The organism is Micromonospora antibiotica (genome assembly GCF_017599305.1).
Taxonomy (GTDB): domain Bacteria; phylum Actinomycetota; class Actinomycetes; order Mycobacteriales; family Micromonosporaceae; genus Micromonospora; species Micromonospora antibiotica.
Map to the genome: position 1 here is coordinate 280,759 of NZ_JAGFWR010000007.1, position 18,613 is coordinate 299,371.

Below are 18,613 nucleotides of genomic sequence, written 5' to 3' on the forward strand. Positions count from 1 at the left end.
GGGCCGGCCCCCCACGGCCGCTGTGCATCATGCTCAGCCGGAGAAGCATACTGATCAATGGATCGGGTCGGTCAGTATTTGGTCAGTAACCAGGCGCCACGCTGACCGTTAGGCTGAATCCAGCCGCGTCGGCACCTGTCGTGGGCGGACGGGACCGTCGGCAGCGGGCGGCAGGTGCGCTCCTGGGGAGGACGTGTGACCGGTGTCGACATCCCGTTCGTGGTCTGTGTGAGCGCCGACGTCTCGGTCCGGGAGCGGGTGGTCCGCCGGCTCGACGACCTCGGCCCGGTGGTGATCTGTGCCGACCTGGCCGAACTACGCGCCATGCTCTTCCCGACCCCGTCGGCGTCCGCCGCGCCACCGACCGGGCCGACCCCGGTGCGCTGCGGCGACCTGGTCGTCGACCCGGCCGGACACCTGGTCACCTGGCGGGGGGAGCCGTTGGCGCTGACCCGGTTGGAGCGGGAGCTGCTGTCCCGGCTGGCCGGTGACCCGGGGGCGGTCTGGAGCTACGAACGGATCTTCGGCTCGGTCTGGGGCGGTGCCTGGCTGGGTGACGCGGCGATCCTGCACTCGGCGGTCAAGCGGCTGCGCCGCAAGCTGCGCGCGGTGCCGGGCTGCCCGCAGGTGCAGACCGTGCGCGGTGTCGGCTACCGGCTCGGCGTACCGCCCGGCCGGCCTGCGGTGGGGCCGTGACACGATGATCCGGTGAGTGGTGCCGTCCATCCGGGGTACGCCCCACCGCCCGGTCCGTCCGCGCCGCGCCGCCGGTTGCGCTGGCTGCTGGCGGTGACCGTGGCCTGGGCGGTGCTGCTGGGCGTGCTCACCTGGTGGTCGGCGCGCAACGACGCGCCGACCGTGCGGGAGCAGCGCACCCTCGCCGAAGCCGGCCCGGTGGTGGACCGGGCCCTCGGTCAACTCGTCGCGGCGGTCGGCGACGGGGCCTGGGCGCTGACCGGGCCACAGGTCGAGCGGGGCTGCCGGATCACCCCGATGTCCGCCGGCGCGACCCTGAGCCGGGGGCTGGACGTGCTGGTCGCCGAGGGTGGCGAGCGGGCGTTGCTGGACCGGGTCGCCGACCGGCTGCCGGCCGACTGGCGGGCCGGGGTGCGCGCCGGTTCGGCGGGGCCCCGGCTGCGCGCCGACGCGGGGGGGTTCGTCACCGTGCAGGGGCGGGTCACCAGCGGCGGCCGGGTCCGGTTGACCGCCGACACCGGGTGCCGCCCGGTCGGCGCCGGCTATCCGCAACCCCCGGCTGCGTCGGCCGATCCGACGCTGGACGCCGCGCTGGCGGCCCTGGGCCGCGCGGCGCAGACCGCCCCGCAACCGGTCACCGCCCCCTGCCCGGGCGGCGGCACCGCCCGTACCGTCGCCGTCACGGCCGGGGCCGCACCGGCCGCGCTGACCGGCCTGCGCCCGTTGGCCGCCGGCCCCCCGGTGGTCGACCTCCCCGAGGTGTACGCCTACCGCAGCGGCCCGACCACCGTGCTGGCCGACGGCACCGGCGCGCAGCTGCGGCTCTCCGCCTCCACCGGCTGCCCCGCCTGACCGCCCGGCTGCCTGCCTGATCGGGTCGACGCCTGCCCCGCCTGATCAGGCCGTGGCCCGCCCGGCCCGCCGGTCCGTCCGTTGCCGGGTCAGTCGCGGTGATCGTGGTCGTGCGGGGTGCGGCTGCGGCCCAGGGCGTCGACCCGACCCCATCGGCCCGGGATGTCCAGCAGCTCGACCCGGCCCATCCCCTCCGGCACCAACGGATCGATGATCAGATGCTCGCCCTGCGGTTCGAGGCCGAGGATCACCCGCAACAGCAGCAGCGGGGTGCCGGCCGACCACGCCTGCGGACTGCACGCCGTCGGGTACTGCACCGGATAGTCGGTGAGGGTGCGGTCGAAACCGGCGAACGCCTCGGGCAACCGCCCGTCGAAGTACCGCGAAGCGTTGATCATCGCCTCGCAGATCCGGCCGGCCTCCTCACGGAAGCCGTACCGGCTCAGACCCCAGGCGATGAAGGCGTTGTCGAACGGCCACACCGTGCCCACGTGGTAGCCGATCGGGTTGTAGCGGCCCTCGTCGGTGGCCAGGGTGCGTACCCCCCAACCCGAGAAGAGCCTCGGGCCGAGCAGGTGCTCGGCGACCATGGCGGCCCGGGGCTCGTCGACGATGCCGCTCCACAGCAGGTGACCGATGTTGGAGGTGAGCGAGTCGACGTGCCGGCCGTCCGGGTCCAGGGCGAGGGCGTAGTGGTTCTTCTCGGGAATCCAGAAGTCCCGGTTGAAGCGTTCCTTGAGCGCCTTCGCCTCCCGTTCCAGCCGGTCGGCGTACTCCGGGTCGTTCCAGAACAGCCGGGCCATCCGCGCCCCGCGCCGCTTGGCGTCGTAGGCGTACCCCTGGATCTCGCAGGTGGCGCGGGGGAAGCCGGGCAGCCGGCCGTCGGCGTAGGAGATGGCATCCCAGGAGTCCTTCCAGCACTGGTTCTCCAGGCCGGTCTCCGGGTTGCGGCTGCGGTACCAGACGTAACCGGTGCCGAGCAGGTCGCCGTAGGTGTCGATCCAGTGCAGCGCGGCCCGGACCGGGGTTTCCAGTTGCTTGACCAGCGTGGCGTCCCCGGTCCAGCGTTCGTACTCGTCGAGCAGGATGACGAACAGCGGGGTCGAGTCGGCCGCACCGTAGTAGGGGGAGTGCGGCTGCTCCTCGAAGCCGGCGGTCTCGCCGTACCGCAGCTCGTGCAGGATCTTGCCGGGTTCCTCGTCGCGGAAGTCGTCGAGCCGGTAACCCTGGAGCCCGGCCAGCATCAGGATCGTCGGCGGGACCAGCTCCGGCAGGAACGGCAGCACCTGCAACGAGGTGAGCATGCTGTCCCGCCCGAACAGGGTCATGAACCAGGGCAGACCGGCGGCGAGCAGCCGGACGCCCAACGTGATCGACTCGTACCGCAGCGCCGCCAGGTCGTGCAGACTCTGCCGGTACGCCCCGGCGAGCGGTTCGCAGTCGCAGCCGAGTTGCGGGGCCCGCCCGACCAGCGCCTCCTGCTCGTCACGGATGACGGCCGGACCGCGCGCGGCGCCCAGCGCGGTGATCGCCCGGACGTCCTCGCCCCGGGCCCCGTGGATGATCGGCGTCACGGTCACGCAGGTGCTCCACCCGGAGTGCGGCTCGACGGTGATCGACCAGGTCATCCCGCGTTCGTCGACGTGGGCGTCGGTGCTGCTGACGATCAGCGCCTCCCGGTGGAAGGCTTCGCGGCGGTAGGTCAGCCGCAGCTTGTTCTCACCGGCCTCCGCGCTGGTCCGACCCTTCTTCGGCCGCTGGTGCTTGATCTCGAACAGGTCGGCGAAGTCCGAGCCCATCTCCAGCCGCAACTGGAACCGTGCCTCCCGGCCGGAGTGGTTGAGCACGGAGAGTTCCTCAGTGAAGACGCCGCCGATCGACCGGCTGCGGATGATCGACACCTTGGCGTCGAGGTAGTGCGTCGGCTCGCCGGGGACGAGGAAGAACCGGGTCTGGTAGGAGTGCGCGTCGTCGACCGAGAGGGCGTGCAGGCGCTCCCCGTCGAGGGTGAGCAGCCAGGTGGAGAGGAACCGGGTGTCGAAGGAGAACATCCCGGTGGGAAAGTCGAACGACGGCTCGACGTCCCCGCTGCTGTCGCAGACCAGGAAGGTGTTGCCGTCGAGGATGCTCACCCGCTGCTGCATCAGGCCCGCCCGGTCTGCTCGCGGGCGGTCTCCCGGGGGTCGCGGACGCCGGGCGGGGTGGGGAAGAACTGCCGGAAGACCAGGAACAGCATCACGTTCCCGCTGAACGTGGACTCGTTGCGCAGCACCGCCGAGATGCTCTGGGCGGTGCCGGTGGCCAGCCGTTCGAAGAGGTCGGCGCTGCTGCTCCACACCGCGTCCGCCGGGCCCCGGGCCCGGTCGACCACGGCCCTGCCGGGGCTGAGCCGTACCAGCCAGTGGTCGGTGCGGTTGTCGGTGGTGAGATCGATCTGGAGGGTGCCGGTGACCGGGGCGCGCAGGATCGTCGGGGCGCGCGCCGGCAACGATGCGAAGAACTCCTCCGTCGCCTGGCTCACCCCCGAATGGTAGGCAGCAAAACGACAATTGGGTTCAGTATCGGCAGTGCGTGCATAACGGGCGAACGGTGTCGGCCGAACGGTGGACGTCGGCGCGGTCGGCGGACCGGTGGGCTCGCGGCGCCGGTCAGGGCGCGGCGGGCCAGCGGGTCGGTGAGGCCGGCGGGTGGGCTGGTCAGTAGACCAGCGCCTGCGCGCCCTCGGCCATCGCCTCCTCGACGAAGACGGCCGCCCCGGCGATCCGGACGCCGGGCAGCACGTCGTCCGGGCCGATGTCCCGGCGGGCGACGCACTGCGTGCAGGCGGTGACCTGCCCGGTGGCGAGGATGACGCCCAGCAGGTCGGCCAGCGGCGCGGAGTGCGGCAGGGTGAACTGCTCGGCCCGGCCGGGCACGGCGAACCAGGCGGACTCACCGGTCAGCCAGAGCGACACCGGCACCCCGGCGGCGGCGGCCGTGGCGGCCACCGTGAACGCCTGCGCGCACCGCTCCGGGGCGTCCGCTCCGGCGGTGGCCTTGACGACGAGAGTGCGGCCCATGGGACCCAGCATAGGATGACCATGATGGTTACCGAGATCGGGTTCGTCAGCCTGCTGGTCGCCGGCCTCGGCGCGCTCGCCGGTGGCCTGGTCTACCTGGCCGTACGCCTGTCGAGAGGTAAATGGTGAGCGCGAGGAGCGAGCCGGGGTTGCGAGCCCCGCAGTCGCGAACGAAGGAGAGCCGGTGAGCGAGAATCCCCTTCAGCCGCCGTGGTTGAACGCGCCGCCGGTCGAGGAGTACCCCTACCAGGAGAGCCACGACCTGCGGGTCGGTCCGAAGCTGCACCCGGCGCTGGACGGCCTGCTGCCGTACGTCGGGGTGTGGCGGGGCCGGGGTCGGGGCGGGTTCCCCACCATCGAGGACTTCGACTACGCCCAGGAGATCCGGATCAGCCACGACGGCCGGCCGTTCCTGTTCTACGAGTCGCGGGCGTGGCTGCTCGACGAGGAGAGCCGGCCGATCCGTCCGGCCGGGCGTGAGGTGGGCTGGTGGCGTCCGGTGCTGGACGGTGAGCGGGTCACCGACGAGTTGGAAGCGCTGATGACCACCCCGACGGGGATCATGGAGCTGCACATCGGCAAGCGCACGGGCACCCAGATCGAGTTCGCCACCGACGCGGTGGTGCGTACCGCCACGGCCAAGGAGGTGACGGCGGGCGCCCGGCTCTTCGGCATCGTGGAGGGGGCGCTGCTCTACGCCCAGGAGATGGCGGGTGTGGGTCACAGCCTCTCCCCGCACCTGTCGGCCCGCCTGGTCCGGGTCGCCGGCTGACCCTCCGCCACCCCGCCAACCGGACTCAGCCACCCGGCGGTTGACCTCCGCCAACCCACGGGTCGGGCCGGTCAGGCGAAGCCCAGCAGTTCCTGGAGGCGGGGGGTGTGCGGGGCGGGTGGGCGGCCGGTGCCGTCGAGGGACCTGACCTCGACCAGACCGCGTACCGAGGAGGTCAGCCAGATCCCGGCGGCGGCGTGCAGCCCGGTCGGGGTGACCATCCGTTCGGCCCGCCCCAGGCCCAGCCCGGCGGCGTGGTCGAGCAGCCAGCCGCAGGTGGTGCCGGGCAGGATGCCGGTACGCGCGGCCGGGACGGTGCAGAGCGTGTCGCCGTCCAGCCAGATGACGTTCGCGCTGGGCCCCTCCAGCACGTAGCCGTCGGTGGAGACCCAGAGCACGTCGTCCACCCCGCTGCGGGCGGCCCAGCGGCGGGCGGCGCTGTTGGTCGCGTACGAGATCGACTTGATGCCCGCCGGGAGCCAGGACAGTTCGGGGCGGGCGGTCGCCGGCACCCCGAGGGGCAGGGTGGCGACGGTGACCCCGACGTCGCGGAGCCGTTTCGTGGCGGCCGGCACCTCGGTCAGGGTGGCGTACACGGTGGGCAGCCCGCCCCCCTCCGGCCCCCGCGTGCAGACCAGGCGCAATGCGCCCTCGACCTCGGTGGGCCAGCCGGTGGCGATGCCGTCCAGCAGTTCCACGAGCGCCCCGTCCGGGGGCAGCGGGAGTTCCAGGGCGGCGGCCCCGGCCCGCAGCCGGGCCAGATGGGCGGTACGCAACCAGGGGTTTCCGCCGCGCAGGTGCATCGTCTCGAACAGCCCGTCCCCGCGCAGCACACCCAGGTCGTTCCCGCGTAGCACCGGCTCTGTCGCGGGGACGACGCCCCGACCGAGCACGGCGACCCTCGATGCCACCATGACCGCCGAGCCTAACGGCGTGACCCGTCGCACCCCCGAACCCGGTGACGTGACCCGCCCGGCGGCCCGGTGGCGGGCGGGCGGTGACCGGCGCGGGCCGAACTATGATCGGACGGTGTCCGAATCCTCCCTGGCGGAAATGCTCCGCTCGCGTGGGCTGCGACTGACGGCGCAGCGGCAACTGGTCCTGCAGGCCGTGCTCGACCTGGGGCACGCCACACCCGAGCAGGTGCACACGGCGGTCCGGGAGGTCGCCGCCGGGGTCAACATCACCACCATCTACCGGACGTTGGAGCTGCTGGAACGGCTCGGCCTGGTGACCCACACCCACCTGTCGCACGGCTCGCCGACCTATCACGCGGCGGGTGAGCACCAGCACATCCACCTGGTCTGCCGGGAGTGCGGCGCGGTCGACGAGATCGACCCGGAGCTGATGCGCCCGCTGGCCGACCGGCTCGCCGCCGACCGGAACTTCCAGGTGGACATCGGGCACGTGGCGCTCTTCGGCGTCTGCGGCAACTGTGAGGACGGGGAACCAACATGATCGACATCGCGGGAGCGGTGGCCGTCGAGGCGATCGACGAGGCCAGCCGGGACCAGCCGGACGCCGGCCACCGGGCGGCCGGGGTGCGGGGCGTCGCCGCGCACTACGGCGACCCGATGCGCGAGCAGCGCACCCTGGCCACCGGGGTCGGTCTGGTGGACCGCTCGCACCGGGGTGTCATCGCCGTCACCGGCCCGGAGCGGATCGGTTGGCTGCACACCCTGACCAGCCAGCACCTCGCCGCGCTCGGCCCCGGCCAGGGCACCGAACTGCTGGTGCTCAGCCCGCACGGGCACGTCGAGCAGCACGCCATGGTCGCCGAGGACGGCACGACCACCTGGCTGGACACCGAGCCGGGGATGACCGCCGACCTGCTGACGTACCTGGAGAAGATGCGGTTCTTCAGCCAGGTCGAGCCGCGCGACGCCACCGCCGGCCACGCGCTGCTGTCGCTGGTCGGGCCGCAGGCCACCGACGCCGTCGCCACGCTGGGCGTCACCGGCCTGACCGCCCCCGAGGTGCTCGCGGTGCCGGGTCCGAAGTTCCGCTCCGGCGAGCTGCCCCCCCGCCCCACCGTCTCGTACGACGTCCAGCCGCTGACCGGTGGTGGCTGGGCCCGTCGGGTCCCGCTGGGGGTGGACCTGCTGGTGCCCCGGCCCGCCCTGGACGAGGTCGTCGCCGCGCTGCGCGAGCACGGCGTCCCCCCGGCCGGCCTGTGGGCGTACGAGGCGGTGCGGGTGGCCGCCCGACGGGCCCGGGTCGGGGTGGACACCGACCACCGGACGATCCCCGCCGAGGCGGGCCTGATCGCCCCGGCGGTGCACCTGGACAAGGGCTGCTACCGGGGGCAGGAGACCGTCGCCCGGGTGCACAACCTGGGCAGGCCGCCGCGTCGGCTCGTCCTGCTGCACCTGGACGGGGTGACCACCGATCAGCTGCCGGCGTCCGGCACCCCGGTCACCCTGGACGGCCGGACGGTCGGCTTCGTCGGCACCGCCGTGCACCACTACGAGCTGGGTCAGGTCGCGCTCGCCGTGGTCAAACGCAACCTCGCCGACGACGCCCGGCTGTCGGTGGGCGACACCGCCGCAGCCATCGACCCGGAGTAGCCCATCCCGGGCGGTGGGTCCGTGCTTCCCGGCGTGGCCCGGCCGGTGGGTCCGTGCTTTCCGGCATGGTCCGTGCTTCCCGGCGTGGCCCGGCCGGGGTCCGCCTCCGGTCGTGCTCGTCGGTGAAGTAAGGATGCCTACCGCCGGCCGGTTCGGCGGGAATTTCTTCGCGTCCTTCTCTCCTGATGTGCGGTTCTTCCTGTCGGATCGGCCTGCGGCGTCGACCGGGGGCGGCCGGGGCGGCTACCATCGCCGGCATGACGACAGGGACGTTGATCACGGTTGCCCCGACGGGCGCGGAGTCGGCCAAGGAGCAGGTGCCGGCGCTGCCGGTGACCCTCGACGAGTTGCTGCTCACCGCCAAGGAGTGCGAGGCGCTCGGCGCTTCCGTGATCCACGTCCACATCCGCGACGACCAGGCCCGGCCCACCCTCGACCAGGGGCGGCTGCGGGAGACCGTGGCGGCGCTGCGGGAGAGCACCGACCTGATCGTGCAGCTCTCCTCCGGTGGGGCGGTGACCGATCCGGAGGCCGACCGGCTGGCCGTGCTGGACGCCGCGCCGGACATGGCCTCCTGCACCATGGGCACTGTCAACTTCGGCGACGACGTCTTCCTCAACCGGTGGGAGTTCATCGTCGACCTGCACACCCGGATGCAGGAGCGCGGCATCCTCCCCGAGTACGAGATCTTCGACCTCGGTCACCTCACCGCCCTGCAACGCCTGCTGGACCGGCACGGCCTGCCGCACGGCGGGCACGTGCACGTCGACTTCGTGATGGGGGTGCCGGGCGGGATGCCGGGCACCACCGCCACCCTGGTCGCCGCCCAGCAGATGCTGCGTGACCTGCCGGCGGGCACCACCTTCTCGGCCACCGGCGTCGGTCGCAGCACCATCGCGGTGCTGCTGGCATCGCTCTCCACCGGCGGTCACCTGCGGGTCGGCATGGAGGACACCGTGACGTACGCCAAGGGTCGCCCGGTGGAGTCCAACATGCAGCTGGTGGCGCGCGCGGTCGGGTTCGCGCAGCTCGCCCAGCGCCCCCCGCTGACCACCACCGAAGCCCGTCAGCTGCTGTTCCGCTAGCCGCCCGCCCGGCGGACCGGTCCGGCCGGTGCTGCGGTTCCGGGTCGGGGCCGCCGTGGGCCCGGCCGGGGCAGGTCCGCCCGGTAAGCCGCGCCTGCCCCGGCACTCCTGTACGCCGGTGGTCGACGTCGCAGGTCACCCGGGTGTCGGGGGTGCCGGACCCCGTCGGTACCTTCGCCAGGTGTTCAAGACGTACGAGGGTGGCGAGCCGCTCGCCGAGGTGGTCCGGTCCGGGTTCGTGGAGGGTGTGCACCGGGGCTCGGTGGTGGTGCTCGACGCCGCCGGAGCGACGGTGGCCGGTGCCGGGGACGGCGTCTCGCCGATCTTTCCCCGGTCGGCCAGCAAGCCGTTGCAGGCGCTCGGGATGCTCCGGGCCGGGCTCGCGGTGACCGACCCCGCCGACGTCGCGGTGGTCTCGGCCAGCCACGCCGGTGAGGAGTTCCACCTGGCCCGGGTGGCCGCGCTGCTGGGCTCCGCGGGCCTGGACCCGGGGGCCCTGCACTGCCCGCCCGACCTGCCGTTCGGCGAGGCGGCCCGGGAGGCCGTGCTGCGGGCCGGTGGTGGCCCGAGCCGGTTGGCGATGAACTGCTCCGGTAAACACGCCGGGATGCTGCTGACCTGCCTGGCGGCCGGCTGGCCGGTGGACGGGTACTGGCGGCCGGAGCACCCGTTGCAGCAGCGGCTGACCGCCACGATCGAGGAGTTCACCGGCGAGCCGGCGGCGGCGGTCGGCGTGGACGGTTGTGGTGCGCCCGTGCTGGCGGTCTCGCTGACCGGGCTGGCCCGGGCCTACCTGCGGCTGGTGGCCGCCGAGCCCGGCTCCCCGGAGCGCACGGTGGCGGACGCGATGCGGGCGTACCCGGAGGTGGTCGGCGGCACCGTGGCGGACGACACCCGGCTGATGCGCGGCGTACCCGGAATGCTGGCCAAGATCGGCGCGGAGGGGGTGATCGCGGCCGCGCTGCCCGGCGTCGGCGCGGTCACCCTCAAGATCGACGACGGTGCCGCCCGCGCCCGGATGCCGGTGCTGGTCTCCGCGCTGCGCCGGCTCGGTGTGCGGGCCCCCGTCCTCACCGAGTACGCCGAGGTTCCCCTGCTCGGCGGTGCCCTTCCGGTCGGTGGAGTGCGTCCCGTCTGGTGAGCTGCGGGCGATCCGTGGCCGGGCCGCACCAGGGTGCGGGACGGGCCCGGAGTGCGGGACCGGTCAGGGCAGGAAGGCGCGGAGGGCCTCGGCCACCTCGGTGGGGCGTTCCACCGGGACCAGGTGCGCGGCCTCGGGGACGTCGGGCAGGCGGACGGCCCGGGGAGCCTCGGCGGCGATCCGGTCGGCCAGCCGGATGATGTCCGGGATGTCGACGGCACCGGCGGTGACGAGGACCGGCAGGTCCAACTCGTCGAGGCGGCCGATGGCGGGCGGGTCGAGGTCGACGACGTCGACCGCGCTCAACGCCTGCTCGGCGGCGAGGGCCCGTCGGTCCGACTCCTCGGCGAAGGCGATGAGCGCCGGGTCGAGATCCTCCGGACGGCGGTGCGGGCCGACCACCCAGAACCGGACCTCGCCGGCCGCGCTCGCCGCCAGGTCCTCCTCGTCGACCTCACCGACCAGCCGGTCCCACAACTCCTCGGTGTCCGGCGACCACTCGTGCCCGGAGACGGCGGTGCCGAACAGCGCCAGGGCCGACACCCGCTGCGGGTACGCCAGGGCGGTGTCGATCGCCACCGCCCCGCCGAAGGAGCAGCCGACCAGGGCGGCCCGGTCGATGTCGAGCGCGTCCAGCACCGCCACCACGTCGTCGCGGTGGGCGAAGGACTCCGGCGGCAGCGCCGAGTCCCCGTAGCCGCGCAGGTCCAGCGCGATCGTCCGGTGCCGGTCGGCGAGGGCGGCGCACACCTCGCGCCACATCCGCCGATCGGCGATGCCCGCGTGCAGCAGGAGCACCGGCGTGCCGGTGCCGACCTCGTCGTAGCCGAGGGTGGTGCCGTTGACAGCGATCTGTTGGGTCACGCCGTGCAAGTTACGACCGGACATCCCGGGCCGCAACGTACTTTGCCTCCTGTTACCTTGCTAACTCTGGCTAGCGTTTTGCTTGCTGGAGCTAGCAGCGCGGACTACCGTTGGGGTATGGCCGCACCCAAGGATCTACCCGACGTCGGCGGATTCATCCGTGACCTGCGGCGGAACGCCAAGATCTCGCTCCGCCAGCTCGCCGAGCAGGCCGGCGTGAGCAACCCCTACCTCAGTCAGATCGAGCGGGGCCTGCGCAAGCCCAGCGCCGAGGTGCTCCAGCAGCTCGCCAGCGCGCTGCGGGTCTCCACCCCGGCGATGTACCTGCGGGCCGGGCTGCTCGACGACAAGGAGGGTCAGGGAGTGCTCGCCGCCATCGCGATCGACCCCGACCTGACCATGGCGCAGAAACAGTCGCTCAGCCAGATATACGAGACCTTCCGGCGGGAGAACACCCGGCTGTCCGAGGCCACCGCCGACCAGCCCGCCCCGGCGGAATCCGGCACGGACGAGCCGGCCGGCACGAACCGCCCCGGCACCGACCAGACGGTCACCGACGGGGTCGCCGGCACGGATCAACCGGTCGTCACCGATCGGACCGCCGCCGCGGTGGACCGACCGGACGCCGGCCCCGGACCGGCCGCCCCGACCTCGGCGTACGCCGTACCGACGCCGACCGGGCCGACGGAGGCGGCGGCCACGGTGACGCCGGCCGCCACCGGACCGGTCACCCCGGAGGGCACCCCGACCGAGGCCGTCCTCGAATCGGTCGCCGTCACCGAGGCGGGCACCGCCCCCGCCCCCGCCACCGGTGGGACGCGCACCGCACCCACCACCGGTGGGGTGGGCACCGCGCCCACCGCCGGCACCCATGACGGCACGGCGGATGCCGCGCCCACGACCAGCAACGACAAGGCCGCCGGAGCGGCCGAGGAGGAGTTGTCATGACCCAGCCGAAGACCAACCGCATTCCGGCCCCCGTCTACGCCGCCGCCGGTGCCGGGGAACTGGCCATCCAGCAGCTGCGCAAGCTGCCGACCGTGGTGAGCGAGCTGGGCAACCGGGTCGTCGCCGACGGCACCAAGGTCGCCGCCGAGTGGGGCGGCAAGGCCGTCGTGACCGGGTTCGAGCTGCGCCAGAAGGCCACCGAGACCTTCCGTACCGCCAACCTGACCGCCACCGGCCTGCGCGAGAAGGCCACGCCCACCGAGCTGAACCTGGACAAGCTCCGTGCCGAGCTGGACCTGGACAAACTCCGCGCCGAGCTGGACCTCGACAAGCTGCGCGGTGCCGCCACCCGCAACGCCGCCGTGGTGCTCGCCGGGGCGCAGGCGGCCCAGGAACGGGCACTGGCCGCGTACGGCGCGTTGATCGCCCGGGGTGAGCGGGTGGTCGGTGCCGGGGTGCTGGAGGCCGCCGAGACCGTCAAAGCCGACATCGAGGCGACCGACGCCACCGTCCCGGCCGGGGCGCAGGCCGGAACCGACCAGGACCGCACCCCGACCCCGGCCGCCGTGGCGCAGGCCGACACGGACCACCCGCCGACCCCGGCGGACGTGGCGCAGGTCGTCGAGGCCAAGCCGGCCGCAGCCAAGGTCACCCGGCCCCGGGCCACCAAGGCCGCGACCAAGCCGGCCGCGACCAAGGCCGCCGCCAAGCCCGTCGCCACCGACCCGACGGCGAAGCAGCCGAAGACCACGAAGCGGACCCGCCCGGCCGCCGAGTGACCGTCGCCGACACCGGCCCCGGGGGCGTCCTGACGGACGTTTCCGGGGCCGTCGGCATATGCTGGCCGGCATGGCCATCGCCGCGCCGATCTTCGTGTTCCACCTCGTCTACGTGATCGATCTGATCCTGCTCGTGTTCGCCCTGGCTGTGCAGGGCATCTCGCTGGTGCACGCGTTCACCCAGCGCTCGGACGCCTTCCCGGCCATCGGCACCCTCCCCAAGGGCGGCTGGATCGCCATCCTGGCCGTCTGCATGCTGCTCACCCTGCTCGGTTTCGGCGCGCTGAGCATCTTCGGGCTGATCGGCATCGCCGCCGGCCTGATCTACCTGCTGGACGTCCGGGTCGGGCTGCGTGACCTGCACGACGGCAAAGGGTTCTGGTGAGGGGTTTCCGCTGGCCGCCACCGCCGGACGGCGGACCCCGCACCTGGGGGCCCGGGCCCGGCGCACCGCGTACCGGGCGACCCGCCTTGCCGGAACCGGAGACCGAGCTGGTCGCCACCCCGCACGACGTACAGCTGGAACGGCTGGTCACCGGCGTCGGTGACCCGGTCACCGTGTTCGCCCACGGATTCGGCAACGGTATCGCCACCACCCGCCCGTTCGGCAGCGCCGTCACCGGCCGACGGGTCTTCTTCCAGTTCCGGGGGCACGGCCGCTCCGACGCCCCGCCCGGCCCGTGGAGCTACCTCGACCTGGCCCGCGACCTGCGGGCGGTGGCGGACCTCAGCGGCGCCACCCGGGCGTTCGGCGCCAGCCTCGGCGCGGGCGCGTTGTGCCGGCTGCTCGTCGAGAGCCCGGACCGGTTCGAGAAACTGGTCTTCCTGCTGCCCGCCGTCCTCGACCGGCCGCGTGGCCCGGTCGCCCGGCAACGACTGGCCGACCTGCTCGACGCGGTCGCCGGGGGCGACGCCTCGGCCGTGGCGGACGTGGTCGCCCTGGAACTGCCGCCGTCGGTCCGCAACACCCCGGCCGGGTGGGCCTACCTGCGTCAGCGACTCGACCAGCTGCTGCGGGACGGGCTCGCCGCCGGTCTGTCCGACCTGCCGGAGCAGTCCCCGCTGGCCGACCTCGCCGCCCTGGCCGGGGTGACCGTACCGGCCCTGGTGATCGGCTGCGTCGGCGACGACCTGCACCCGACCCACATCGCCGCCGAGCTGGCCGACGCGTTGCCGCAGGCGACACTGCACGTCTACGACCGTCCCGGGTTCGCCTGGACCGACCGCGCCGACCTGCGGGACCGGATCTCCACCTTCCTCAACGACTAGCCCCGGGCCGGGCCCGGGACGCGTCCTCTCCGCCCGTGGCCTCCGCCCGGTCGGGATCCGGCGGTCCACCGGGTCCGAGCTGGCAGTCCGGTGTGGACGGATGTCCCCGGTGCCGGCCCCGGCAAGCTCGTTCCAGGCGTTCGCCCGCCTCCGGCCCGCCCGCCTCCGGCCCGCCCTCGACCCGCCCGGCCGCCTGTGCGGCCCCGCCTGCCGCCGTTGCCGCCCGTGTGCCCGGACCGGCAGGCCCCCGATCGCCCCGCCACCACTCCGCTACTCCGCTCGTGTTGACGTCAAATCACTTAAGTTATAGCCTATAACTAAAGCGAGCTGATCTCATTCATGGAGGAGTCATCATGAACCGCAGGTCCACCGTCACCCTCACCGCGCTCCTGATCGCCGGTGGCGTGCTGACCGGCAGCAGCGTTCCCGCGCTGGCCGGCGGCACCGCCACCACCCACCCGCGGCCCGACAGGCCCGACGACACCCGCCGGACGCAGCAGCAGGTGACCCGCGACTGGGTCCAACTCTGGAACGGCGACTACGCGCTGGCCGAGCACCTCATCGCGCCGGACGTCCGGGTCCGGGCCGCGCTGCTCGACGGCGGCGACGGCAGCGCCGTGCACGGCCCGGCCGGCATGGTCGACCTGATCGGCCAGATCCGGGGAGCCTTCCCCGACCTGCGCTTCACCGTCGAGGTCGGCCCGATCATCGACGGCAGCCACGTGGTCGTGCGGTGGGTCGCCGACGGCACGTACGGCGGAGGATTCCCCGGGGCGACAGCCGCGCCCGGCACCACGGTCCGCTTCACGGGCACCGACACGCTGCGGACGAGGCACGGCCTGATCACCGATTACTGGCTCAACGCCGACACCCTGCTGCTCACCACCCAGCTCGGGGTGGAATCAGTCTGATCGCCTCGTCGCGGGCCCGGTACGGACCCCGGCAACGGCTGCCGTGGGTCAGTCCGGCGGCGGCAGGTGGGCGGCGCGGACGGCACGCAGCCAGCGTTCCACCGTCGCCTCGTCGGGCCGGTCGGGCAGCGGGGTGCGGAGCCGGTCGAAGTCCCGTTCCGCCTCGGCGACCAGCGCTTCCGCCTCGGCGAGCGCGCCGCCCGCGACCCGCTCACCGAACTCCCGGAACCACGCCGGGTCGGCCAGCCGGATCTCCAGCACGCCGGTGGCGTAGAGGGTCCGCCCCTGGTGCAGCAGCCGGGCCAGGTGCCGGGCGTGCTTGGCCGAGCGCCGCCGGCCGCCCACCGTCGAGTCTCGGGTGGTCAGCTTGCGGAACTGCTGGCTCGCGTAGCCGAGGTAGGCGTCGCGGACACGCGGTGCGCTGAGGAACGCCGACCGGATGGCGATCAGGCGGTCACCGAGGTCCGTGCGGGTCTCGTAACAGTCCTCGGGCAGCCAGATCAGCTCGGTGGCCGTCGGATTGCCGCTCAGCGCCAGTCGGGCGTACTTGCCGGCCTCGTGCAGGGTGACGTCCGGGTCGGTGGTGACCACCGACTCCCGGGGTGGCCGCAGGCCGTGGAAGGCCACCGTCGGGGCGGCGAAGACACCGATCCGGTCGACGTCGGAGCCGGGGCCGGCCAGCCCGTAGGCGACCGAGCCGACGATCCCGGAGAGCAGCAGGTGCATGTCGGGAGCATGCCGGACCGAACTGCTCCGCGAAACCGGACTTCGGTTGTCAGGTATCACTGCCACCCTCGACGGTATGACGACGACACCGTTGGAAGGAAAGGTCGCGCTGGTGGCCGGCGCGACCAGGGGCGCGGGCCGGCAGATCGCGGTCCAGCTCGGCGCGGCCGGGGCGACGGTCTACGCCACCGGCCGCAGCAGCCGGGCCGGCCGCTCCGAGCTGGACCGCGCCGAGACCATCGAGGAGACCGCCGAGCTGGTCACCGCCGCCGGAGGCACCGGCATCGCGGTCCGGGTCGACCACCTGGTGCCCGAGCAGGTACGCGACCTGGTGGCCCGGATCGACACCGAACAGGGCCGGCTCGACGTGCTGGTCAACGACGTGTGGGGGGCCGACCCGCTGATCACCTGGGAGAAGCCGGTCTGGGAGCAGCCGCTGGACGCCGGGTTCCGCACCCTGCGGCTGGCGGTGGACACCCACATCGTCACCAGCCACTTCGCGCTGCCGCTGCTGATCCGCCGCCCCGGCGGGCTGGTCGTCGAGATCGGCGACGGCACCCGGGCGTACAACGACACGCACTACCGGCTGTCCGTCTTCTACGACCTGGCGAAGGTGTCGGTGACCCGGCTCGCGTACAGCTGGGGGCACGAGCTGGCGCCGCACGGGTGCACCGCCGTGGCACTCACCCCCGGCTGGATCCGCTCCGAGGCGATGCTGGAGCACTTCGGGGTGACCGAGCAGACCTGGCGCGACGGCGCGGCGACGGACCCGCACTTCCTCATCTCGGAAACCCCGGCCTTCGTCGGGCGGGCGGTCGCCGCACTGGCCGCCGACGAGGACCGGGCCCGCTGGAACCAGGCGTCCGTCTCGGCCGGCGAACTGGCCCGGGTGTACGGCTTCACCGACCTCGACGGCAGCCGGCCGGACGCCTTCCGCTACCTCACCGAGGTGGTCGAGACGGACCGGCCCGCCGACGTCACCGGCTACCGCTGACGGCTCGTCGGCCCGGTCGCCGTCAGCGGGTCGGGTGGTCCGGGCCGACGCCGTAGCGGGCGGCTGAGCGGGCCGCCGCGTCGGCGAGCAGGGCACGCAGCTGCGGTGGGTCGAGCACCTCCACCTCGGGGCCGAGGCCGAGCAGTTGCGGGTACGCCACCTCGACGGACTCGACGGGCAGCTCGGTCACCACCCAACCCTGCCCGTCGGGTGTGCCGGCGGCGGCCAACGCCTCGTCGTACGCGAAGGGGGTGTCGGCGAGGAAGCGGAGCTGGCGCAGACCGGCGGGGCTGAGCCGCACGGTGACCCGGGCGGCGAGCATGTCCCGCAGGAACGCCTCGGCCTGCTCCCGCCAGTAGCCGCCCAGGTCGAAGCCGTCGTCCCGGGTGAAGGTCGCGGGGTCGGCGACGACGTCGAGCACCCGGTCCACCCGGTAGGTGCGCATCGTGTCGTCGACCCGGCCCACGAGATACCAGGTGCCGCTCTTGAGCACCAGCCCGTACGCCTCGACCCGGCGGGTCACCTCCCGGTCGCCGCGCCGGTACCGCAGGGCGACCACCCCGTCCCGCCACACCGCCCGGGCGAGCTCGGTCAGCCAGCGGGGCGGGGTGGACTCGCGGAACCAGCCCGGGACGTCCAGGTGGAACCGCTGGCCGGTACGGGCCGGGGCGTCACGCAGGCCCGGTGGCAACGCGGCGAGCATCTTCAGCTCGGCGGACGCCACCGCGTCGGCCAATCCCAGGTCACCGGCGGGGCCGGGCAGTCCGGTGAGGAAGAGCGCCTCCGCCTCGTCCCGCGTCAACCCGGTCAGCCGGGTCCGGTAGCCGCCGAGCAGCCGGTAACCCCCGGCCCGCCCCCGGTCGGCATGGACCGGCACCCCGGCGGCGGAGAGCGCCACCACGTCCCGGTAGACGGTCCGCTCGGAAACCTCCAGCTCACGGGCGAGTTCGGCGGCGGTCATCGTCTCGCGGGACTGCAACAGCAGCACCAGGGAGATCAACCGGGCGGCGCGCACCCCCGTATCCTGCCGGCCCGACCCGTCGGGCGGTGCCGTCGGGTACCCGGTGGCGGTGGCCCCCGGCCAGTAGGCTCTGCGGTCGTGAACGGACCCCGTACCCTCGCCGCGCCGGTCACCGGTGCCACCCGCCGCTTCTTCGGCGGCGTGGGCCTGCTCGTGCGTGGCCTCGGCCTGTATGTCCGCAGCCCGGGGCTGATGTTGCTCGGCGTGGTGCCGGCGTTGTTGTCCGCCGCGCTCTTCGTCACCGCGTTCGCCACCCTGGTCTACTTCGTGGACGAGTTGGCGGCGTGGGTGACCCCGTTCGCCGACGACTGGTCGGACACCCCGCGCAGCCTGGTCCGGGTGATCGCCGGGTTGGCCTTCCTCGGGTTGGGTGGGCTGCTCACCGTGGTCGGCTTCACCGCGGTCACCCTGGTCATCGGGGACCCGTTCTACGAGAAGATCTCCGAGCGGGTGGAGGACCGCCTCGGCGGCACCCCGGGCGCGGTGGAGGTGCCGTTCGGGGCGTCGTTGCGGCGCAGCATCGTCGACTCGCTGCGGCTGGTCGGGCTCTCGGTGCTGTTCGGCATTCCGCTCTTCGCGGCCGGTTTCATCCCGGTGGTCGGGCAGACCGTGGTGCCGGTGGTCGGCGCGGCGGTGGGCGGCTGGCTGCTCGCCGTGGAGCTGGTCGGTGCGCCGTTCTCCCGGCGCGGGCTGCGGCTGCCGGACCGGCGGGCCCGGCTGAAGGCGGACCGGGCCACCTCGCTCGGTTTCGGTGTGGCGGTCTTCCTGTGCTTCCTGATCCCGCTGGGTGCGGTGCTGGTGATGCCGGCCGCCGTCGCCGGGGCCGCGCTGCTCGCCCGCCGCTCGCTGGGCCAGCACATCGAGGAGAGCCGAGCCGGCGGCCGGCCGACGGCGTGACCGTGGTGGGCGGCCCGCCGGTCGTGGTCGGG

At 73.6% G+C, this 18,613-nt stretch carries 21 protein-coding genes and 1 pseudogene; 15 read left to right on the forward strand and 7 right to left on the reverse strand.

What is annotated here, in order from left to right; all coding sequences use genetic code 11:
- Positions 1 to 195 precede the first annotated feature (195 nt).
- Together JQN83_RS15745 and JQN83_RS15750 are read left to right on the forward strand one after the other, a co-directional pair.
- Positions 196 to 696 (forward strand): winged helix-turn-helix domain-containing protein, encoded by a 501-nt coding sequence (locus JQN83_RS15745; protein ID WP_307799326.1) that lies wholly within the window; start codon positions 196 to 198, stop codon positions 694 to 696.
- A gap of 75 nt (positions 697 to 771) precedes the next feature.
- A complete protein-coding gene (locus JQN83_RS15750; protein ID WP_208567939.1) occupies positions 772 to 1,548 on the forward strand; it encodes a hypothetical protein in 777 nt (258 codons plus the stop codon).
- Positions 1,549 to 1,637: 89 nt separating this feature from the next.
- On the opposite strand, the gene JQN83_RS15755 is transcribed toward JQN83_RS15750, so the two are convergent.
- The 3 genes from JQN83_RS15755 to JQN83_RS15765 all read right to left on the reverse strand — a co-directional run bounded on the left by JQN83_RS15755 (position 1,638) and on the right by JQN83_RS15765 (position 4,619).
- Positions 1,638 to 3,692, reverse strand: a complete 2,055-nt coding sequence (locus tag JQN83_RS15755; RefSeq protein ID WP_208567883.1) for an amylo-alpha-1,6-glucosidase — start codon at positions 3,690 to 3,692, stop codon at positions 1,638 to 1,640.
- Complete coding sequence (locus JQN83_RS15760) at positions 3,692 to 4,069, reverse strand: SCP2 sterol-binding domain-containing protein (protein WP_208567884.1); 378 nt, start codon at positions 4,067 to 4,069, stop codon at positions 3,692 to 3,694. The genes JQN83_RS15755 and JQN83_RS15760 overlap by 1 nt, the downstream gene beginning before the upstream one ends.
- 175 nt (positions 4,070 to 4,244) lie before the next feature.
- Positions 4,245 to 4,619 (reverse strand): DsrE family protein, encoded by a 375-nt coding sequence (locus tag JQN83_RS15765; RefSeq protein WP_208567885.1) that lies wholly within the window; start codon positions 4,617 to 4,619, stop codon positions 4,245 to 4,247.
- A gap of 12 nt (positions 4,620 to 4,631) precedes the next feature.
- Here JQN83_RS15765 and mtfM point away from each other — a divergent pair, with 12 nt between their 5' ends.
- Together mtfM and JQN83_RS15770 are read left to right on the forward strand one after the other, a co-directional pair.
- The gene (mtfM, locus tag JQN83_RS33840) at positions 4,632 to 4,736 is read left to right on the forward strand and encodes a small membrane protein MtfM (RefSeq protein WP_067315095.1); all 105 of its coding nucleotides are present in this window, start codon (positions 4,632 to 4,634) and stop codon (positions 4,734 to 4,736) included.
- Between the two features lie 55 nt (positions 4,737 to 4,791).
- Positions 4,792 to 5,379 (forward strand): heme-binding beta-barrel domain-containing protein, encoded by a 588-nt coding sequence (locus tag JQN83_RS15770; RefSeq protein ID WP_208567886.1) that lies wholly within the window; start codon positions 4,792 to 4,794, stop codon positions 5,377 to 5,379.
- Between the two features lie 71 nt (positions 5,380 to 5,450).
- On the opposite strand, the gene JQN83_RS15775 is transcribed toward JQN83_RS15770, so the two are convergent.
- Entirely contained in the window at positions 5,451 to 6,293 is an 843-nt protein-coding gene (locus JQN83_RS15775) for an aminotransferase class IV (protein WP_208567887.1), read from the reverse strand.
- 139 nt (positions 6,294 to 6,432) lie between these two features.
- Here JQN83_RS15775 and JQN83_RS15780 point away from each other — a divergent pair, with 139 nt between their 5' ends.
- The 4 genes from JQN83_RS15780 (at position 6,433) to JQN83_RS15795 (ending at position 10,172) form a co-directional block, all read left to right on the forward strand.
- Positions 6,433 to 6,837 (forward strand): Fur family transcriptional regulator, encoded by a 405-nt coding sequence (locus tag JQN83_RS15780; protein WP_208567940.1) that lies wholly within the window; start codon positions 6,433 to 6,435, stop codon positions 6,835 to 6,837.
- A complete protein-coding gene (gene ygfZ, locus JQN83_RS15785; RefSeq protein ID WP_208567888.1) occupies positions 6,834 to 7,946 on the forward strand; it encodes a CAF17-like 4Fe-4S cluster assembly/insertion protein YgfZ in 1,113 nt (370 codons plus the stop codon). Before JQN83_RS15780 ends, ygfZ begins: the two co-directional genes overlap by 4 nt.
- Positions 7,947 to 8,203: 257 nt before the next feature.
- Complete coding sequence (locus tag JQN83_RS15790) at positions 8,204 to 9,031, forward strand: beta-keto acid cleavage family enzyme (RefSeq protein ID WP_208567889.1); 828 nt, start codon at positions 8,204 to 8,206, stop codon at positions 9,029 to 9,031.
- A gap of 181 nt (positions 9,032 to 9,212) precedes the next feature.
- Positions 9,213 to 10,172 carry an asparaginase gene (locus JQN83_RS15795; protein ID WP_208567890.1) on the forward strand — a complete coding sequence of 320 codons (960 nt, stop codon included), beginning with the start codon at positions 9,213 to 9,215 and terminating at the stop codon, positions 10,170 to 10,172.
- Between the two features lie 63 nt (positions 10,173 to 10,235).
- On the opposite strand, the gene JQN83_RS15800 is transcribed toward JQN83_RS15795, so the two are convergent.
- Positions 10,236 to 11,036 carry an alpha/beta fold hydrolase gene (locus JQN83_RS15800; protein WP_307799329.1) on the reverse strand — a complete coding sequence of 267 codons (801 nt, stop codon included), beginning with the start codon at positions 11,034 to 11,036 and terminating at the stop codon, positions 10,236 to 10,238.
- 117 nt (positions 11,037 to 11,153) lie between these two features.
- On the opposite strand from JQN83_RS15800, the pseudogene JQN83_RS34445 reads away from it, so the two are divergent.
- The 5 genes and pseudogenes from JQN83_RS34445 to JQN83_RS15825 all read left to right on the forward strand — a co-directional run.
- A pseudogene (locus JQN83_RS34445) lies at positions 11,154 to 11,520 on the forward strand (helix-turn-helix domain-containing protein); the annotation flags it as partial.
- Positions 11,521 to 11,980: 460 nt separating this feature from the next.
- On the forward strand, positions 11,981 to 12,763 hold the full coding sequence (locus JQN83_RS15810) for a hypothetical protein (RefSeq protein WP_208567892.1): 783 nt from the start codon (positions 11,981 to 11,983) through the stop codon (positions 12,761 to 12,763).
- Positions 12,764 to 12,833: 70 nt separating this feature from the next.
- On the forward strand, positions 12,834 to 13,148 hold the full coding sequence (locus JQN83_RS15815) for a DUF2516 family protein (RefSeq protein WP_091242743.1): 315 nt from the start codon (positions 12,834 to 12,836) through the stop codon (positions 13,146 to 13,148).
- Positions 13,145 to 14,032, forward strand: coding sequence for an alpha/beta fold hydrolase (locus JQN83_RS15820; protein ID WP_208567893.1), 888 nt, complete (start codon positions 13,145 to 13,147; stop codon positions 14,030 to 14,032). The genes JQN83_RS15815 and JQN83_RS15820 overlap by 4 nt, the downstream gene beginning before the upstream one ends.
- A gap of 353 nt (positions 14,033 to 14,385) precedes the next feature.
- A complete protein-coding gene (locus JQN83_RS15825) occupies positions 14,386 to 14,943 on the forward strand; it encodes an ester cyclase (protein ID WP_208567894.1) in 558 nt (185 codons plus the stop codon).
- Between the two features lie 48 nt (positions 14,944 to 14,991).
- On the opposite strand, the gene JQN83_RS15830 is transcribed toward JQN83_RS15825, so the two are convergent.
- A complete protein-coding gene (locus JQN83_RS15830) occupies positions 14,992 to 15,669 on the reverse strand; it encodes a nucleotidyltransferase domain-containing protein (protein WP_208567895.1) in 678 nt (225 codons plus the stop codon).
- 76 nt (positions 15,670 to 15,745) lie between these two features.
- On the opposite strand from JQN83_RS15830, the gene JQN83_RS15835 reads away from it, so the two are divergent.
- Entirely contained in the window at positions 15,746 to 16,663 is a 918-nt protein-coding gene (locus tag JQN83_RS15835) for an SDR family oxidoreductase (RefSeq protein ID WP_208567896.1), read from the forward strand.
- Positions 16,664 to 16,685: 22 nt separating this feature from the next.
- Here JQN83_RS15835 and JQN83_RS15840 read toward each other — a convergent pair whose 3' ends face one another.
- Positions 16,686 to 17,678: a helix-turn-helix transcriptional regulator gene (locus tag JQN83_RS15840; RefSeq protein WP_208567897.1), complete on the reverse strand. Its 993-nt coding sequence runs from the start codon at positions 17,676 to 17,678 to the stop codon at positions 16,686 to 16,688.
- An 84-nt stretch (positions 17,679 to 17,762) separates the two neighbouring features.
- Here JQN83_RS15840 and JQN83_RS15845 point away from each other — a divergent pair, with 84 nt between their 5' ends.
- On the forward strand, positions 17,763 to 18,581 hold the full coding sequence (locus JQN83_RS15845) for an EI24 domain-containing protein (RefSeq protein WP_208567898.1): 819 nt from the start codon (positions 17,763 to 17,765) through the stop codon (positions 18,579 to 18,581).
- Positions 18,582 to 18,613: the final 32 nt, after the last annotated feature.

Bases quoted from the DNA above. Each gene is read 5' to 3' on its own strand.
- JQN83_RS15755 (WP_208567883.1), bottom strand. From the start codon at position 3,692: ATGCAGCAGCGGGTGAGCATCCTCGACGGCAACACCTTCCTGGTCTGC.
- JQN83_RS15765 (WP_208567885.1), bottom strand. From the start codon at position 4,619: ATGCTGGGTCCCATGGGCCGCACTCTCGTCGTCAAGGCCACCGCCGGA.
- mtfM (WP_067315095.1), top strand. From the start codon at position 4,632: ATGGTTACCGAGATCGGGTTCGTCAGCCTGCTGGTCGCCGGCCTCGGC.
- JQN83_RS15775 (WP_208567887.1), bottom strand. From the start codon at position 6,293: ATGGTGGCATCGAGGGTCGCCGTGCTCGGTCGGGGCGTCGTCCCCGCG.
- JQN83_RS15780 (WP_208567940.1), top strand. From the start codon at position 6,433: ATGCTCCGCTCGCGTGGGCTGCGACTGACGGCGCAGCGGCAACTGGTC.
- ygfZ (WP_208567888.1), top strand. From the start codon at position 6,834: ATGATCGACATCGCGGGAGCGGTGGCCGTCGAGGCGATCGACGAGGCC.
- JQN83_RS15790 (WP_208567889.1), top strand. From the start codon at position 8,204: ATGACGACAGGGACGTTGATCACGGTTGCCCCGACGGGCGCGGAGTCG.
- JQN83_RS15810 (WP_208567892.1), top strand. From the start codon at position 11,981: ATGACCCAGCCGAAGACCAACCGCATTCCGGCCCCCGTCTACGCCGCC.
- JQN83_RS15815 (WP_091242743.1), top strand. From the start codon at position 12,834: ATGGCCATCGCCGCGCCGATCTTCGTGTTCCACCTCGTCTACGTGATC.
- JQN83_RS15825 (WP_208567894.1), top strand. From the start codon at position 14,386: ATGAACCGCAGGTCCACCGTCACCCTCACCGCGCTCCTGATCGCCGGT.
- JQN83_RS15830 (WP_208567895.1), bottom strand. From the start codon at position 15,669: ATGCACCTGCTGCTCTCCGGGATCGTCGGCTCGGTCGCCTACGGGCTG.
- JQN83_RS15835 (WP_208567896.1), top strand. From the start codon at position 15,746: ATGACGACGACACCGTTGGAAGGAAAGGTCGCGCTGGTGGCCGGCGCG.